Annotated in this window: 12 protein-coding genes; 5 read left to right on the top strand and 7 right to left on the bottom strand. The window is 67.6% G+C overall.

Features of this window, described 5'->3' with window-relative positions; all coding sequences use genetic code 11:
- On the top strand, positions 1-866 hold an 866-nt coding region (locus tag C8258_RS24560), incomplete at its 5' end, for a sigma factor-like helix-turn-helix DNA-binding protein (RefSeq protein WP_106957190.1).
- Between the two features lie 105 nt (positions 867-971).
- Here C8258_RS24560 and C8258_RS24555 read toward each other — a convergent pair.
- Entirely contained in the window at positions 972-2,309 is a 1,338-nt protein-coding gene (locus C8258_RS24555) for an acetyl-CoA C-acetyltransferase (RefSeq protein ID WP_039781524.1), read from the bottom strand.
- 291 nt (positions 2,310-2,600) lie between these two features.
- Here C8258_RS24555 and C8258_RS24550 point away from each other — a divergent pair, with 291 nt between their 5' ends.
- Together C8258_RS24550 and C8258_RS24545 are read left to right on the top strand one after the other, a co-directional pair.
- Positions 2,601-3,962, top strand: coding sequence for a 3-oxoacyl-ACP reductase (locus C8258_RS24550; protein ID WP_233225315.1), 1,362 nt, complete (start codon positions 2,601-2,603; stop codon positions 3,960-3,962).
- 1 nt (position 3,963) lies between these two features.
- Positions 3,964-4,833 carry a MaoC family dehydratase gene (locus tag C8258_RS24545; protein ID WP_106957188.1) on the top strand — a complete coding sequence of 290 codons (870 nt, stop codon included), beginning with the start codon at positions 3,964-3,966 and terminating at the stop codon, positions 4,831-4,833.
- A gap of 133 nt (positions 4,834-4,966) precedes the next feature.
- Here the strand turns inward: C8258_RS24545 and C8258_RS24540 are convergent, their stop codons facing one another.
- From C8258_RS24540 to C8258_RS24530, 3 genes are all read right to left on the bottom strand, one after another.
- On the bottom strand, positions 4,967-6,388 hold the full coding sequence (locus C8258_RS24540) for a DUF5685 family protein (RefSeq protein WP_369974810.1): 1,422 nt from the start codon (positions 6,386-6,388) through the stop codon (positions 4,967-4,969).
- A gap of 53 nt (positions 6,389-6,441) precedes the next feature.
- Entirely contained in the window at positions 6,442-7,041 is a 600-nt protein-coding gene (locus tag C8258_RS24535; protein ID WP_030514254.1) for a TetR/AcrR family transcriptional regulator, read from the bottom strand.
- A gap of 91 nt (positions 7,042-7,132) precedes the next feature.
- Positions 7,133-8,311, bottom strand: a complete 1,179-nt coding sequence (locus C8258_RS24530) for a glycoside hydrolase family 3 N-terminal domain-containing protein (RefSeq protein ID WP_106957187.1) — start codon at positions 8,309-8,311, stop codon at positions 7,133-7,135.
- A 503-nt stretch (positions 8,312-8,814) separates the two neighbouring features.
- On the opposite strand from C8258_RS24530, the gene C8258_RS24525 reads away from it, so the two are divergent.
- Positions 8,815-10,107: a hypothetical protein gene (locus C8258_RS24525; RefSeq protein ID WP_106957186.1), complete on the top strand. Its 1,293-nt coding sequence runs from the start codon at positions 8,815-8,817 to the stop codon at positions 10,105-10,107.
- Entirely contained in the window at positions 10,104-11,444 is a 1,341-nt protein-coding gene (locus tag C8258_RS24520) for a lipase family protein (protein WP_106957185.1), read from the top strand. Before C8258_RS24525 ends, C8258_RS24520 begins: the two co-directional genes overlap by 4 nt.
- A 180-nt stretch (positions 11,445-11,624) precedes the next feature.
- Here C8258_RS24520 and gnd read toward each other — a convergent pair whose 3' ends face one another.
- The 3 genes from gnd to C8258_RS24505 form a co-directional block, all read right to left on the bottom strand.
- Complete coding sequence (gene gnd / locus C8258_RS24515; protein ID WP_106957207.1) at positions 11,625-12,653, bottom strand: phosphogluconate dehydrogenase (NAD(+)-dependent, decarboxylating); 1,029 nt, start codon at positions 12,651-12,653, stop codon at positions 11,625-11,627.
- Between the two features lie 282 nt (positions 12,654-12,935).
- Positions 12,936-14,018 carry a DUF4185 domain-containing protein gene (locus C8258_RS24510; RefSeq protein ID WP_036506817.1) on the bottom strand — a complete coding sequence of 361 codons (1,083 nt, stop codon included), beginning with the start codon at positions 14,016-14,018 and terminating at the stop codon, positions 12,936-12,938.
- Positions 14,019-14,191: 173 nt separating this feature from the next.
- A complete protein-coding gene (locus C8258_RS24505; protein WP_106957184.1) occupies positions 14,192-16,027 on the bottom strand; it encodes an acyl-CoA dehydrogenase in 1,836 nt (611 codons plus the stop codon).
- Positions 16,028-16,131: the final 104 nt, after the last annotated feature.

Below are 16,131 nucleotides of genomic sequence, written 5' to 3'. Positions count from 1 at the left end.
CATACGAGATACTGATCGGTCTCGTGGGCTCGGAGATGTGTATAAGAGACAGGGGCGAGGCGGGCAAGCGGGCTGCGGATGACGATGCGGGGGGCGGGCTCGGGATCGACAATCTCGCGGCGTGGCTCACCACCGTCGTCTCGCGAATCTGCTTGGACCAGTTGCGTTCCCGAGCCGCGCGGCGAGAGGAGCTCGTCGACCCCGCGGACGGATCCGTCGCGCTCGACTTCGCCGGTGCGGGCCCTCGGCCCGTCGTCTTCTCCGAACCGGAAGCCGAAGCGGTACTGGCGGATTCGGTCGGTCGCGCGCTGCTGGTGGTGTTGCGCACGCTGAGCCCGGACGAGCGTGTCGCCTTCGTACTGCACGACATGTTCGCCGTCCCGTTCGACGATATCGCCCCGATCGTAGGCCGCACCGCGGCGACGACGAAGAAGCTGGCCAGTCGCGCCCGCCACCGCGTGCGCGGCGACACCGCTACGCCCGCGGCCGAACTCGCCCGGCATCGCGAGGTGGTCACCGCATTCCTGTCGGCGGCGCGGGCCGGCGACCTCGGCGCCCTGCTCGCGGTCCTCGCACCCGATGTCGTGCGCACCGCGGACCCGGCGATTCTGCCGCCCGGCATCGCGTCCGTCGTGCGGGGTGCGGCGGCGGTGGCCGAGGAAACGGTGCTGCTGCGCAGTCGTTCCCGGGTCGCGGGCCTCGCCCTGGTCGACGGTCGGCTGGGACTGGTCGTGGCACCGCACGGGAAACTGGCGGCGGTCCTGCTGCTCACCGTGCGCGAGGACCGGGTGGCCGCCTACGACGTCGTCGCCGACCCGGTCCGATTGGGCGCCCTGACGATCGCGGTCCCGCCGCCCGCGCGCTGACTGTCTGATCCCGAGGTTCCGGACGATCTCCGGAATAACGACGACGCCGGCCCGTTCGATACGGGCCGGCGTCGTTTCGTCATACGCGCCCAGCGGCGGCGCGGATCAGCGCTCCAGGATGGCGACCACGCCCTGGCCGCCGGCGGCGCAGATGGAGATCAGCGCGCGTCCGGAACCCTTCTCCGCCAACTGCTTCGCGGTCTGGGCGATGATGCGCCCACCGGTCGCGGCGAACGGGTGCCCCGCCGCCAGCGAGGAGCCGTTGACGTTGAGCTTGGTGCGGTCGATCGCCCCGAGGGCGCCGTCCAGGCCCAGCCGCTCCTTGCAGTACTGGTCGGATTCCCACGCCTGCAGGGTGGCCAGCACGACCGAGGCGAACGCCTCGTGGATCTCGTAGTAGTCGAAATCCTGCAGGGTGAGGCCGTTGCGGGCGAGCAGGCGCGGCACCGCGTAGGTCGGCGCCATCAGCAGGCCGTCCGGACCCCAGACGTAGTCGACCGCCGCCACTTCGCTGTCGACCAGGTAGGCCAGCGGCTTCAGGTTGCGCTCGGCGGCCCACTCCTCGCTGCCCAGCAGCACCGCGGAGGCGCCGTCGGTGAGCGGGGTGGAGTTGCCGGCGGTCATGGTGGCATCGCCGAGCTTGTTGCCGAACACCGGCTTGAGGGTGGCCAGCTTCTCCAGCGAGGAGTTCGGGCGCAGGTTGTCGTCGCGGGTCAGGCCCAGGAACGGGGTGACCAGGTCGTCGAAGAAGCCGCGGTCGTAGGCGGCGGCCATGTTCTTGTGCGAGAGGTAGGCCAGCTCGTCCTGCGCCTCGCGGGCGATGCCGAACTCCTTGGCGGTGATCGCGGCGTGGTCACCCATCGACAGCCCGGTGCGGGGCTCGGCGTTGCGCGGGATCTCGATGCCGACCATGCTCGGGCGCAGCCGGCCGACGAGCTTGACGTAATCCTTGTTGTTGCGCGCCCGGTTGGCGTCGAGCATCCATTCGCGCATCGATTCGCTCACACCGATCGGCGCGTCGGAGGTGGTGTCGGTGCCGCCGCCGATACCGGCCTCGATCCGGCCCAGCGCGATGGCGTCGCCGACGGTGACGATCGACTGCAGGCCGGTGCCGCAGGCCAGCTGCAGATCGTGCGCGGGGGTGTAGGGCGACAGTTCGCTGCCCAGCACGCTCTCCCGGACCATGCCGTGCTCGCCGACCCGCTTGAGCACCGCGCCGCCGACGACCATGCCGAGCCGCTCGCCCTGCAGCCCGAATCGGCTGACCAGGCCGTTCAGCGCGGAGGTGAACATGTCCTGGTTGGAAGCGTGGGCGTAACGGCCGTCGGAGCGAGCGAACGGGATGCGGTTACCGCCGAGGACGGCGACGGGCTTGGCCTGCTTGGCCTTGTCGGCCCGGCTGCTCGATGGTGCGGTCTTCGCCGAACGGGCTTTGGTAGTCACTCGAGTCTCCTTTGGGGACGGTCGGCCGGCGGAGCGTGCGGAGCCGGCCAGGGTGGGTAGGCAGGTTTCTTGGGTCCGGAGCCGGGAATGCCGCATGTTGGGGACGAAGTCGGTACCCGGCCGACTGTACTGCTGGCGATTCCGTCGGTTTACATTAAACTTACTCTGGAGTAAGTTAATTGTCGACACCGTACCCCGGAGATGTGGGCTACAACGCGCGGGGTAGTGGGGAAAACGGATACGGCAGACGTCCAGATCGTCCACATACGACACAAGGAGAAGGTAGGAACAGTGGCAGCCAGCAAGAGCAAGGGCGCTCCCAACCTTTACGGTTCGTTCGTCAATTCCGCCCCCGGCGCTTTCCTGGCCGGCAAATTGGGCCTGCCGAAGCCGGAGAAGCTGCGTCGCTACGCCCCGGGCGAGCCGGCGTTGCCGGGCCCCGTCCTGCTCGGCGGTAAGGGCCGCGTGGCCGACGCCGCGCGCACCCTGCTGTCGGACTACACCTTCGTCGACGCCCCCACCCAGGGCGTGAAGGTCGGCGCGCTGGTCTTCGACGCCACCGGCATCGGCACCGTCGAGGAATTGTCGCAGCTGTTCGAGTTCTTCCAGCCGGCCATGCGCTCGATCGCCCCCTCCGGCCGTGTGCTGGTCGTCGGCACCACGCCGGAACTCGCGGGCAGCGTCGACGCGCAGATCGCGCAGCGCGCGCTGGAGGGCTTCTCCCGCAGCGTGGGTAAGGAACTTCTGCGCGGCGCCACCGCCAACCTGGTCTACCTGCACCCGGAGGCCGCCGCGGCCGCCACCGGTCTGGAGTCGACCCTGCGCTTCATCCTGTCCGCCAAGTCGGCGTTCGTCGACGGCCAGGTCTTCCGGGTCGGCAAGGACGACAACGCCGCCGCCGGCATCGACTGGACCAAGCCGCTCGACGGCAAGGTCGCCGTGGTCACCGGCGCCGCCCGCGGTATCGGCGCGACCATCGCCGAGGTGTTCGCGCGCGACGGCGCCACCGTGATTGTCGCCGACATCCCGGCCGCCGGCGAGGCGCTGTCGCAGACCGCCAACAAGGTCGGTGGCACCGCGCTCGCGGTCGACGTCACCGCCGCCGATGCCGCGGACAAGATCGCCGAATTCGCCACCGAACGCTTCGGCGGCGTCGACATCATCGTCCACAACGCCGGCATCACCCGCGACAAGCTGCTCGCGAACATGGACGCCGCGCGCTGGGATGCCGTGCTCAACGTCAATCTCGCCGCGCCGCACCGCATCACCGAGGGCTTGGTGGCCAAGGGTGCGCTGAAGGAGGGCGGCCGGGTGATCGACGTGTCCTCGATCGCCGGTATCGCCGGCAACCGCGGCCAGACCAACTACGGCGCCTCGAAGGCCGGTGTCATCGGCATGGTGAACGCCGAGGCGCCCAAGCTGGCCGAGAAGGGCATCACCATCAACGCCGTCGCCCCCGGTTTCATCGAGACCGCGATGACCGCCGCCATTCCGGTCGGCACCCGCGAGGCGGGCCGGCTGCTCAGCTCGCTGCTGCAGGGCGGGCAGACCGTGGACGTCGCCGAGACCATCGCCTACTTCGCCAGCCCGGCCTCGAATGCGGTGAACGGCAACATCGTTCGCGTCTGCGGCCAGGCCATGATCGGAGCCTGACGTGGCAACCCAGACCATCTCGCTGAACGAGCCGCCCAAGACCGGCAGCCTGTATCTGAAGGCCGCACTGGGTGCCGTTCCGTTGCCGTTGGTGTCGGCGCGCAAGTCCGAGATCCCGGATCGCGCGGTCGAGTGGAACGGCGTCCGCGTCGATCCCGACCACCTCGCGGCCTACTGCCACGCGACCGGGCTGCGCTTCGGCGACTCCCTGCCGCTGACCTATCCGTTCGTGCTCACCTTTCCCGTGGTGATGCAGTTGGTGGTGGCGCGGGACTTCCCGTTCGTCGCCGTCGGTGCGGTGCACGCGGAGAACCTGATCGAGCGCACCCGCGAGATCTCGGTCAGCGAACCGCTCGACATCCGCGCCCACGTGGAGAACCTGCGCGAGCATCCGAAGGGTCTGCTGGTCGACGCCATCAGCGAAATCAGCGTGGGGCGTGAACTGGTGTGGCGGCAGGTCACCACCTTCCTGCACCAGCAGCGCACCTCGCTGTCCGGTGGCCCGAAGGCGGCGCCGAAGCCGGACGAGGTGCCGCCGCCGCCGCTACGCACGCTGAAGGTCGACCAGGCGATGATCCATCGCTACGCGGCCGCCTCCGGCGACCGCAACCCGATCCACATGTCGGCGCTCGGGGCGAAGGCCTTCGGCTTCCCGCGCTCGATCGCCCACGGCATGTGGTCGGCCGCCGCGATCCTCGGCGTCATCGAGGGCCGGGTGCCCGCGAAAACGGCCTACGCGGTGAAATTCGGCAAGCCGATCCTGCTGCCATCCACGGTCAACGTCTACGCCGACCAGACCGCCGAGGGCTGGGATCTGTCGCTGAAACATCCGAAGAAGGGCTACCCTCATCTGACCGCGACGCTGCACTGAGCAGCGAACGGCACACGAACAGCCGCCCACCTTCTCGGCGGCCGCATATCGGATCGCATGGGGGATTCGATATGTGGCGAAGGCGAAAAGGTGGGCGGCTGTTGTCGATCCGGGCCGGTGATAGGCGGCCCGATCAGCAACTGCAGTCGCAGCCGCAGCAATCGCAGTCACAGTCGCCGCAACCGTTGCAACAGCTGCAGCAATCGCCACAGCCCTCGCAGTCGCCGCAGTCGCAGCAATCGCAATCGCAGTCGCACCGCTGCAGCCAGGCATCCCGATGTTCGCCGCTGCACGGCCGCCGATGCCCGGCACAGCAGGCGTACCCGGTGCAGTACACCCCGCAGATGATTCCGACTCCCTGCCAGAAGGTGGGTCGTCGCGGCGGCTCGTGCGGTGGCTCATCCGAGGGTGGATACGGATCGCTCGGCGGTCGATCACCGAACGGCGGCGGGATGTCGTAGGGCTGCACCGTGGCGGCTGCCCACGGCCGAATGTGCCCGGCCGCCACCGGGTAGCCCAGCAACTGTGCCGTCGCGTTGGTATCGGTGCCGTGGGAAAGGGCTGTGCCACTTCGCTTTCCGCAGCCGCAGGCGGATGTCGCGGTGCCGCATGCGACAGCCGCGGTTCGGCCCAGCTTCCGGACGACGCTGCGCAACGGATCGAGCAACAGCCAGCGGACGGTGGGAACGTGCGCGAGCTTCGCTTGGTGCAGGGCACGGCGTATTTCGGCGTCGGACTCACGCAGCAGACCGTGTGCCCCCTCGGCGCTCACTCCGGTGGCGAGCAGCGGATTGAAGCGATTCCGGCGGCGGTCGTCGTCGAGATCCTCGATGGCGTCGGCAAGGTGGGCGATGCGCCCGAAATGCCAACCGACCTCTCGCAGGGCAGTGACGTTCTCCGGGCGGTCCGCCAGAACGGAACTGTGGGCGAAAAGTTCGGCGGCACACGTCTGTGTCGGCTCGGTGAGTGTGGCGAGCAGCTTCAGCGGCGTGGAATCGGCTGTCCGCGAACGGATCCGCACTGTCTGCTCGAGTTCTGCCTGACGGCCGATCGCGGCGATCAGCGGTTCGATGTCCAGGTCGATGTCGGCGGCGTTCGCGCGGGCCGAGGCGAACCAGCGATCGGCTACCTTCCGCATGGGCCGCCGAGCGAGCGGACCCGCGTCGCCGTCGTCGGCGTGGTCGCGAATCTTGGCCGCTCCCAGCAATAGTGACGCGGTCGCCGCCAGCCGCACCCCGGGGGATCCGGCCGCGGCGACCGAGGCGCGTTGCATACCGCGCAGCGCACACGGCCCGGCCGGGGTCCGCGCGGACGCGCCGGTCTGTGCTTCGGTGAGCACATTCAGCACGATCGCGTCGGTATTGGTCGCGGTGCGGGCCAACTGGCCGTGCCCGTCGCGCAGGCCCAGGCACAGTCCGCACATATGCGTGCGCCAATCTGCCGCATCCAGGCCGTATTTCGCCGCGCTGTGCGCGCACGGCGTGAGAAGTCCGAACAATTCCGCCCCGTAGAACCCCGGCCGCATCGGCAATCCGGCCATCTGTGCACTGCGCACTCTGGCAGGTGCCGACAGCGCCGCGCAAGTCGGACCGCGCGTTTCGCCGGTGTCTACTCGGCCTTCTTCTTACCGGCCAGACCGCGCCAGGCCAGATTGTCGAGCAGGTCGACCGCGCTGGCGACATCGACCTCACCGCTGGCGATCCGGTCGGCGATCGCCTCGCCCGCACCGATCACGGCCACCGCGACGATATCGAAATCCGTACCGGGCTCGGCATATTTGGCACTCGACTCGAGCAGTTTCGCGGTCAGTTCGATGATGCGCTCACGACTGTTCGCGATCTCGGAGGCGAACGGCTGCTGCCCGAGGGCCTGCCGGTACAGCACCGACCACGACAGCCGGTTGTTGTCCACATAGGACAGGAATGCCTCGAGCCCGGCCCGCAGCTGCTCGTGCGGGGTGAGCTTGGGGTTGCCGGCCACCGCGACGGCCTCGATGAAGCGTGCGCTCTCGCGCTGAATGCAGGCCCGGAACAGTTCGTCCTTGGAGCCGTAGTACAAATACAGCATCGGCTTGGAGATCTTGGCCTCGGCCGCGATGGCATCCATCGACGTGTCGTGATATCCCTTTCGGGAGAAGACCTCGACGGCGGCGTCCAGCATCTGCTGCTCACGAACCGCCCTGGGAAGCCGCTTCGTTCCGCCTGCCATCCACCACTCCTAGCCCATATCGAAACCCCTATCTTACTCCAAGGTAAGTTTCCGAGGGCAACGAATTGCCACCGATTCGCTGAAGCCGGGCTCAGCAGGGGAGCTGGATGCCTTTGTACTCGGCCACCCGCAGGACCGAATCGTCGACCTGCTTCATGGTCAGTTTCCCGTCGCGAACTTCCTGTTCGAGCCGGTCCAGCACCGAGCTGACGGCGTCGGTGCTGATCCACAGCGCTTCGTCGGCACCGGCCTCCAGGGCGGTGGCGACGGCCTCCTCGATGCCCATCCGCGCCGTGATGGCCGCCATGCCGCTCAGGTCGTCGGTGAAGATCGGGCCGTTGTAGGGCTTGGCGTTGTAGCCGGTGCCCTGGCGCAGCAGTGCCATCGCCTCCGGGCTGATGCTCGCCGGAACGTTGGGCGAGGTCAGACCGGGAACGTCGAGATGACCGACCATCACCGCGGCGCCGGAGTCGATCAGGTTCCGGAACGGCACCAGATCCACCTGCTGCATCTGATCCAGCGGGGGCGTGCGCACCGCGCCGGTGTGGGAATCGCCCGATCCGTGGCCGTGGCCGGGGAAGTGCTTCATCACCGCGCCGACACCGGCATCGTGCATGGCCCGGATGTAGGCGCCGGCGTATTCGGTGACGACCTGCGGATCCTGGGAGTAGGAGCGGTCGCCGATCACCGCGTCGTCGGGCTCGTCGCTGACATCCACGTCGGGCGCGAAGTCGACGGTGATGCCCAGCTTCTTCATGGCCTGCCCGCGGGTGAGGCTCTGTTGGTAGTACTCGTCGGTCGACATGGTCTGCGCGGCGACCCGGGCCGAGGGCGCCTGCCCGATCAGATTCTGCAACCGCGACACCCGGCCGCCTTCTTCGTCGATGGTCACCATGAGCGGCGTGCGCGCGGCGGCCTTCACCTGCTCGAGGCCCTGACCGGACAGCATGGATTGATCGGTCCAGCTGCCGACGAAGATGCCGCCCACCTGTTCCCCGCGCACCACCTGTTCGGCGTCGGCGGTGTTCTTGACGCCCACGGTGAGCAGCTGCGCCAGCTTCTGCCGGGTGGTGAACTGCGCGAGATAGCCTGCGGCGCAGTCCTGCTGGTTACCCGTCGTGGTGTTCGCGGCGGTGCCGCCGGTCGCACTCGTGGTGCCCGGTGCGGCGCTGGGACTGGTCGTGGTAGTGGAGCTGGAGCCACCACCACCTGAGCACCCCGCGAGGGCGACTGCGGCTACTGCGAGAACGATCCCGGCAACGTTGCGCATGGACCGACCGTAGCCGTTCGAGGCGCCGGAACCTACCCGTGGTCACCATCCGCACCCCGGCCCCGGGAACCCAACCCTGTGCGCGCGCCGCCGAGCCTTGCTCCCACCGCCGCGTGCACTGTCTCGGGGGCCGGAAAAACGCCTGCGGCGGCAATACCTCAGTTATCGAATTGTGATATCAGTCATTCAACCATCCGTCGCTCGCGAGCATCTTCGGGACCGTCTCGGACCGAATAAAAGGTCAATAACCAGCTATTTCCAGACGGCAGTAGATATTGAATGCTGACAATTGCCCGCGCTGGGGCGAGTCGATAGCTACAGCTGCGATTGGTAATCTCCCGGTAACCTGACGGTCGGTAGTTGGTTGTCGATGATTCACGGTCCGGTCCTGCCCTGTTGAAGGCTGGGATCGCTATCGATTGCATTCGGCTATTGATTCACTACCGATAACGGCGGAAATCTTCCGCTCCATCAACGAACCGATAGCGGAGGGCTGAGGCAATATGCGTATCAGCGCAATCGCGCGCGGCGCGGGATTGATTCTCGCGGTGGTCGTCGGGGTGGGTGCGCTCGGCGCGGCCCCGGCCGTCGCAGCATCCGATCTCGACCGGTACCTCGACCTGCCTCTGGTCAATCGCGATGCCGCCCGGTCGCCCGGTGGCGTGAACCCGGAATTGCCCTACGACCACGCCGAACTGGGCCGCCTGCTCGACGAGGCCCGCGCCGAGGGTGTGGCGCCGGCCCGGTACGCCGCACTGCTGTACCAGTACTGGCTCGTGGACGCGACCGAGAAGGCCGGTATCGATCTGCGCCGCTGGGATCCGCGCACCGGCGTCGAGGCCAACCGCGACAATCTGATCAAGTCCTATCGCTACTACGAGAATCTGCAACTCGGCCACCGCGAATTGCGGTGGGCCGGAATGGGCGGCCAGGTCGGCTCCGACTTCGGCGGCGGACTCGTCGACGCCGAACTGATGGGCAACCTCTACGACCTGCCCGGTATCGCCGACGCCGCGCGCACCGTGCTCGGCGCCGTGCAGCGGACGGCCGGCCCGCAGGCGGTCGCGATGCTGCCGGACGGGCTGCGCGCGCTGGCCGACGCGGCGCCGACCATCACCCCCGAGGACCTGCAGTGGATTCTGGGCATGATCCTGGTGATGCAGAAGAACATCTTCTCCGACCTGATGCCGATGCACGACGCCTACGTCACCGGTGGCCTCGCCGCGCTGGCGGAATTCGAGCGGGCCGGACTGTTCGGCGCCGACATCATGGACGCCTGGCGCGATGTGGCCTCGGGCGCGCACGATCGGATCGCCGCCGGCAATGCGGTCCTGCTGCGCCGGGAACAGCAGTGGGCGATCGGCGCGCAGTGGGACCAGGTGCGCAACTACAAGGGGCCGGTCGGTGCGGCGATCACCTACCTCAGCGGCGCCGCCGGTTCGCCGTCGGTGGCCGGTGTCGTGCCGCCGCGCGAATTCCGGTCCGTACGTGTGCCTTTCACCGGCGCCGACGGACGCCCGATGATTCTCGGCCTGCCGCTGCCGAGCTGGAACTGGTCGGTCCTCGACGACCGCTGGGACTACATCACCACCGAACTGCTGCCCAAATACACGTGGCAGGTCGAAAACAACTGGCCCGCACTGGAAGCCACGCTGCGAACCCCGTACGAGGTGCAACTGGAATCCCATCGGCCGCTGCTGAACATCCCGCAGCTGCTGAGTTCGGCGGCACAGGAAATGACGGTCACGCCGGCGGATCCGGTGCAGGCGTCCGGCGGAACACAGGAGGGCCGATGAGGAAGTACACATTGGCGGCGATGACCACCCTCGCGGTGGTCTGTGCCGCGGCGGGCGCCGGAGTATCCGGAACCGCTGCCGCGGAACCCGTTCCGCCGCAGACGCCCACCCTGAACGAGGTCTTCAACGGATTCGTCGTCGGCTCGCTGCAAGGCGCGTCCCCGGCGAGCCCGCAGGAGGCGTTCCAGGCGTTGCGGGCCGACGACCCGTTCTATCGGGAACCACCGCTGACCGGTGCGGAGAAACCCGGCACGGTGGTGAAGGCGAAAAGGGTCGATGTGCTGTTCACGGGCGTGAAGCCGGCGAATCTCGACGCCTGGAAGCTGATGTACGTCACCACCGAACGCGACGGCATCACGCCCGCGATCAGCACCGGGATCCTGATGATTCCGCGAGACGGCAAGCCCGCGAACGAGAAGCACGTCGTCTCCTACCAGGAGGCCAACGACAGCGTCGGCTGGAACTGCCATCCCAGTACCCAGTGGACCGGCGGCGATCCGCTGGACGGCGCGTCCTGGTCGGCGCTGGGCCCGCTGGCGTTGATGTTCGGTAAGGGCTACGCGGTGATGATCTCCGACGTCGGCAACGACGCCGACCGGTCCCCGCACGGTGTTTTCGCCGGTAAGTACGCCGCGCACACCCAGCTCGACGGTACTCGGGCGGCGCTGAATTTCGATGCGGCCGGGCTGAATCCGCAGGCTCAGGTCGCGCTGTTCGGGATCGCCGGCGGTGGTGTCGGTGCCGGCTTCTCGGCCGAACTGCAACCGTCCTACGCGCCGGAGCTGAACGTGAAATCCACTGTGCTGCAAGGCATGGTGGTCGATCAGCGCAACTTCATGCGGGTCGCCGACGGTTCGGTGGGTTCGGGCTTCGCGTTCGCCACCCTGCTCGGGTTGGAGCCGAAATATCCTGAGATGCAACTCGATTCGAAACTGAATCCGGCCGGGCAGGCGGTGGCGAAGGTCTTCCGCGGTCAATGTCAGGACGCCTACTTCAGCATGCCGTTCGTCCCCTTGCGAACGATGTTCGACTCGGGGCTGAATCCCGCCGACGAACCGGCGTTCCAGCCGGTGTTCGACGACAACCGGCTCGGCCGCTCCGGCGCGCCGACGTCCAAGGTGCTGATCACATCATGCGCGAAGGACGATTCGCCGATGTCGCTGGTCCCCGCGGCCGACTCGCGCGAGCTCGCCGACAGCTACCGGGCGCAGGGCACCGACGTCACCTACCAGCCCACGGACTGTTCGATGGTCACGATGCTCACCGACCTGTACGGCTGGGGTACGGATCTGTTCGGCATGCAGACCATCGACTGGATGGACCGGCAATTCGACTGAGTGGAGGCATCATGGCATTCCTCTGGGGACTGGGCTATCTGCTCACCTTCGGACCGCTGGCCGCGCTGGACATGGTCGGCCGCGCCGTCCAGAGCCTGAGCTGAGCGAGGCACGATGCGAGAAAGGCCCCTACCGCCGATGCGGTAGGGGCCTTCGTTCCGGTTCGGCGTGCGCCGCGGCCTACTTGCCCGGCAGCTCGTTGTGCCCGCCGAAGGCCTTGCGCATGGCCGAGAGCACCTTGTCCGCGTAGAGCGCCTCACCGCGCGAGGAGAAGCGCTCGTACAGCGCGGTCGAGAGCACCGGGGCCGGCACGCCCTCGTCGATCGCGGCGTGGATGGTCCAGCGGCCCTCGCCCGAATCCGACACCCGCCCACCGAAGCTGGTCAGGTCGGGATCGGCGTGCAGGGCGGCCGCGGTCAGGTCCAGCAGCCAGGACGCGACCACCGAACCGCGTCGCCACACCTCGGTGACCTCCGGCACGTTGATGTCGAACTGGTAGTACTCGGGGTTTTCCAGCGGGGACACCTCGGCCGAATGCGCGTCGTCGAGCTCCTTGCCGATATTGGCCTTGTGCAGGATGTTCAGGCCTTCGGCGTAGGCCGCCATCGCGCCGTATTCGATGCCGTTGTGCACCATCTTCACGAAGTGCCCGGCACCGGCGGGGCCGCAGTGCAGGTAGCCCTGCTCGGCGGGGGAGGGCTCACCGGTGCGACCGGGGGTGCGCTCGGCGGCGTCGACACCCGGGGCGATCGACCGGAACAGCGGTTCCAGGTGGCCGACCTGCTCGGCCTCGCCGCCGATCATCAGGCAGTAGCCGCGGTCCAGACCCCACACGCCGCCGGAGGTGCCGATGTCGAGGTAGTGGATCCCCTTGGGTGCCAGCGCCGCGGCCCGCTTGATGTCCTCGTGGTAGCGGCTGTTGCCGCCGTCGATGATGATGTCGCCCGGCTCCAGCAGGTCGGCGACCTGGTCGATGACCGCGCCGGTCGCGCCGGCCGGAATCATCACCCAGACCACGCGCGGCTTCTCGAGCAGCGCGACGAACGCCGCGTAGTCGGTCGCACCCTGGAAGCTGTCGCCCAGTTCGTCGGTGAATTCCTTGATCTGGTCCTCGTGCCGGGAGTAGCCGACCGCGGTGTGCCCGTCCTTGACGATGCGCCGCACGATATTGGCACCCATTCGGCCGAGCCCGATCATTCCCAGCTGCATACTCTTCTCCTCGAGTCGTCCGAGCTTCGGCAGGTCCGAGCTCTGCTTGCTGCTGCACCGCGGCGTGAGATCAGCGCCCCGCACCGCAATCGCCCTCGATTGTCCCCGGTGCCCCGATCGAGAATTTCTCCGGTGTCGAAACGAATCGTGTAACGCCCCGGGCTCGGCCCCGATAATCAGATCGGCTCCGTGCAGTTGCCAGACCCCCGACCCGGCAACCGCACGGAGCCGTCTTCGTATCCTCCGGGCTTCCGCCCGTCGACAACTCCGGCTCTTGCCCGCCTACAGCGGCGTGCGCATGAGCACGACGTTGTACTGGTTGTGCATGGTCAGCAGGAAGTACAGGTCGCTGCCGGTCTGATACGGGTAGATCATCGGCGCGTACATGGTCGGCAGATCACGCACATCGACCAGCACGCGCGGCGCACTCCACGGACCCTCCGGGTTCGGCGCGGTCCGCATGACCACGGAATCGAAGGGGTCGGTGGTCAGCATCACGTATTGGCCCAGATGCGCGTTCCACTGCACCGACAGCTCGCCCACACCACCGACGATCGGCTTGGCGGCATTGGCGTCCTTCGGCTTCCACGCGCCGCCGTCCCAGTACTCGTAGGCGTCGATGTTGGCGATATCGGCTTCCTTGACCCGGGCGATGAATCCGGGCTGGTTGCGGCCCGCCGGGGTCCCGTACTTGTAGACGTAGCCGCCGGCCTTCAGGAAGGCGTTCTGCTGGAAGCTCTGGAAGCCGTTCTCGTTGCCGCGGCGGGTGGTCGGCAGCTGCGCCCAGGTCTGGCCGTCGTCACCGGAGACGGCCATCGTGGAGAAGTTGGTGTCCCAGTGCCCGTCCGGGCCCCATTCCCGCACCGACATCATCGACATGTACTGCACACCGTTGACCGAGATGCCCGCGGTCGGGATGAAACTGATCTCGATACCCGGAATCTTCGGGCTGGGCAGCGGATTGTCCACGAAGCTCGTGTAGTTCAGGCCCGCCGACGGGTCCGCACCGGCCGGGCTGCGGAACAGCACGTTCGAGCGCCACGCCCAGATGCTGCCGGCCAGGACGTTCGGCACGCCGAGTCCGGCGGTGTCGCCGTAGGCGGTGATCATCTGCCCGCGCCCGTCGTCCCACATGATGCCGAGGTCGGTGCCCAGCACGTTCTGGTTCTGGGTCCGGTTCGGCGAGGCCATCCCGGTGGCCTGGTAGACCGCCTGCGTCGGGCCCGGCAGCTGCGGCAATCCGTTGATGCCGTTCAGCCCCGGAATCGGATTGATGTTGTTCGGGTCGGCTCCGGCCGGCGATGCCGTCAGGCCCAGCAGCGCGACCGCCGCGCAAGCTCCGGCCAGGGCGGACAGTCGTCTCATATTCCGAATTTCCTTCCATGAGTCGCGCCGTGGGTATTGTGCCTGCCCTCGGCCGACGGCGTGCGGTATGCCGACGAAACTCTCGTCACATTTATAACCCGGGACGACAGCGGCCCCGCCTCCCGAATGCGAGAGGCGGGGCCGCTGTGTTCACGTGGTGGTCGAGAAGGCGATCAGAAGGCCGCTTCGTCGAGCTCCATCACGTCGTTGTCCAGGTTGGACAGCACGGTGCGAGTGGCGGTCAGCTCCGGCAGGACGTTGCGGGCGAAGAACTGCGCGACCGCGACCTTGCCGGTGTAGAAGGCCTCGTCGGAGCCGGTGGCACCGTTGTCGAGTGCCTTGATGGCGATCTCGGCCTGACGCAGCAACTGCCAGCCGATCAGCAGGTCGCCGACCGCCATCAGGAAGCGGACCGAACCCAGGCCGACCTTGTACAGCTCCTTGGCGTCCTCCTGCGCACCCATCAGGTGACCGGTCAGGGTGGCGGCCATGGCCTGCACATCCTCGAGCGCGGTGGCCAGCAGCTTGCGCTCGCCCTTCAGGCGGCCGTTGCCGGCCTCGGACTCGATGAACTTCTGCACCTGTCCGGCCACGTGAGCCAGCGCCACGCCGCGGTCGCGAGCGATCTTGCGGAAGAAGAAGTCCTGCGCCTGGATGGCGGTGGTGCCCTCGTACAGCGAGTCGATCTTCGCGTCGCGGATGTACTGCTCGATCGGGTAGTCCTGCAGGAAGCCGGAGCCACCGAAGGTCTGCAGCGAATCGGTCAGGTACTGGTAGGCCCGCTCCGAGCCGACACCCTTGACGATCGGCAGCAGCAGGTCGTTGACGCGGAACGCGAGGTCCTTGTCGGCGCCCGAGACGAGCTGAGCGATGTCCTCGTTCTGGTGCGCGGCGGTGTAGAGGTAGATGGCGCGCAGGCCCTCGGCGTAGGCCTTCTGCGTCATCAGCGAGCGGCGCACGTCCGGGTGGTGGGTGATGGTGACGCGCGGCGCGGTCTTGTCGGTCATCTGGGTCAGATCCGCACCCTGCACCCGCTGCTTGGCGTAGTCCAGCGCGTTCAGGTAACCGGTCGACAGGGTTGCGATGGCCTTGGTGCCCACCATCATTCGCGCGTTCTCGATCACGTCGAACATCTGCGCGATGCCGTTGTGGACCTCGCCGACCAGCCAGCCCTTGGCGGGCACGCCGTGGCCGCCGAAGGTGACCTCACAGGTGGCCGAGACCTTCAGGCCCATCTTGTGCTCGACGTTGGTGACGAACACGCCGTTGCGCTCACGCAGGGTCTGGGTCTCGAAGTCGAAGTGGAACTTCGGCACGAAGAACAGCGACAGGCCCTTGGTGCCCGGGCCGGCGCCCTCGGGGCGGGCCAGCACCAGGTGGAAGATGTTCTCGAACATGTCGTCGGAGTCACCGGAGGTGATGAACCGCTTGACACCCTCGATGTGCCAGGAGCCGTCCTCCTGCTGGATGGCCTTGGTGCGGCCGGCGCCGACGTCGGAACCCGCGTCGGGCTCGGTCAGCACCATGGTGGCGCCCCAGTTGCGCTCGACGGCGATCTCGGCCCACTTCTTCTGCTCGTCGGTGGCGTTGTTCCAGAAGATCTGGCCGAACGGACCACCGGCGGCGTACATCGCGACGGCCGGGTTGGAGCCCAGGATCATCTCGTTGAGGGCCCAGACCACCGAACGCGGCGCGGGCAGGCCGCCCAGCTCCTCGTTCAGGCCGACCTTGTTCCAGCCGGCCTCTTCGTAGGCCTTGAAGGACTTCTTGAACGACTCCGGAATGGAGACGCTGTGGGTGGTGGGGTCGAACACCGGCGGGTTGCGGTCCGCGTCGGCGAAGGACTCGGCGACCGGGCCCTCGGCCAGGCGGCGTACCTCGTCGATGATGTTCTTGACCGTGTCGGTGTCCAGGTCACCGTAGGCGCCGGAATCCAGCACCGAGCCGATGCCCAGCACCTCGAAGAGGTTGAACTCCAGGTCGCGGACGTTGCTCTTGTAATGGCCCATCTCTGTTACTCACTCTCCGTTGAGTTGGTGCGGGTCGGTGTGTGCCGTTCCCGCCCATGTGTCTCCACACCGGGTAGTCGAACGGAATGTCCGCCTTCTACTCG

It is taken from the genome of Nocardia sp. MDA0666 (assembly GCF_003023875.1).
In the GTDB taxonomy this organism is placed as follows: Bacteria; Actinomycetota; Actinomycetes; order Mycobacteriales; family Mycobacteriaceae; genus Nocardia; species Nocardia aobensis.
Note: the sequence above shows the minus strand (reverse complement) of the source record. Positions and strands in the feature narration are given on the sequence as shown.

Excerpts from the sequence above, each read along its gene's own strand:
- gnd (WP_106957207.1), bottom strand. The coding sequence starts at position 12,653 with ATGCAGCTGGGAATGATCGGGCTCGGCCGAATGGGTGCCAATATCGTG.
- C8258_RS24535 (WP_030514254.1), bottom strand. The coding sequence starts at position 7,041 with ATGGCAGGCGGAACGAAGCGGCTTCCCAGGGCGGTTCGTGAGCAGCAG.
- C8258_RS24510 (WP_036506817.1), bottom strand. The coding sequence starts at position 14,018 with ATGAGACGACTGTCCGCCCTGGCCGGAGCTTGCGCGGCGGTCGCGCTG.
- C8258_RS24520 (WP_106957185.1), top strand. The coding sequence starts at position 10,104 with ATGAGGAAGTACACATTGGCGGCGATGACCACCCTCGCGGTGGTCTGT.
- C8258_RS24530 (WP_106957187.1), bottom strand. The coding sequence starts at position 8,311 with ATGCGCAACGTTGCCGGGATCGTTCTCGCAGTAGCCGCAGTCGCCCTC.
- C8258_RS24505 (WP_106957184.1), bottom strand. The coding sequence starts at position 16,027 with ATGGGCCATTACAAGAGCAACGTCCGCGACCTGGAGTTCAACCTCTTC.
- C8258_RS24525 (WP_106957186.1), top strand. The coding sequence starts at position 8,815 with ATGCGTATCAGCGCAATCGCGCGCGGCGCGGGATTGATTCTCGCGGTG.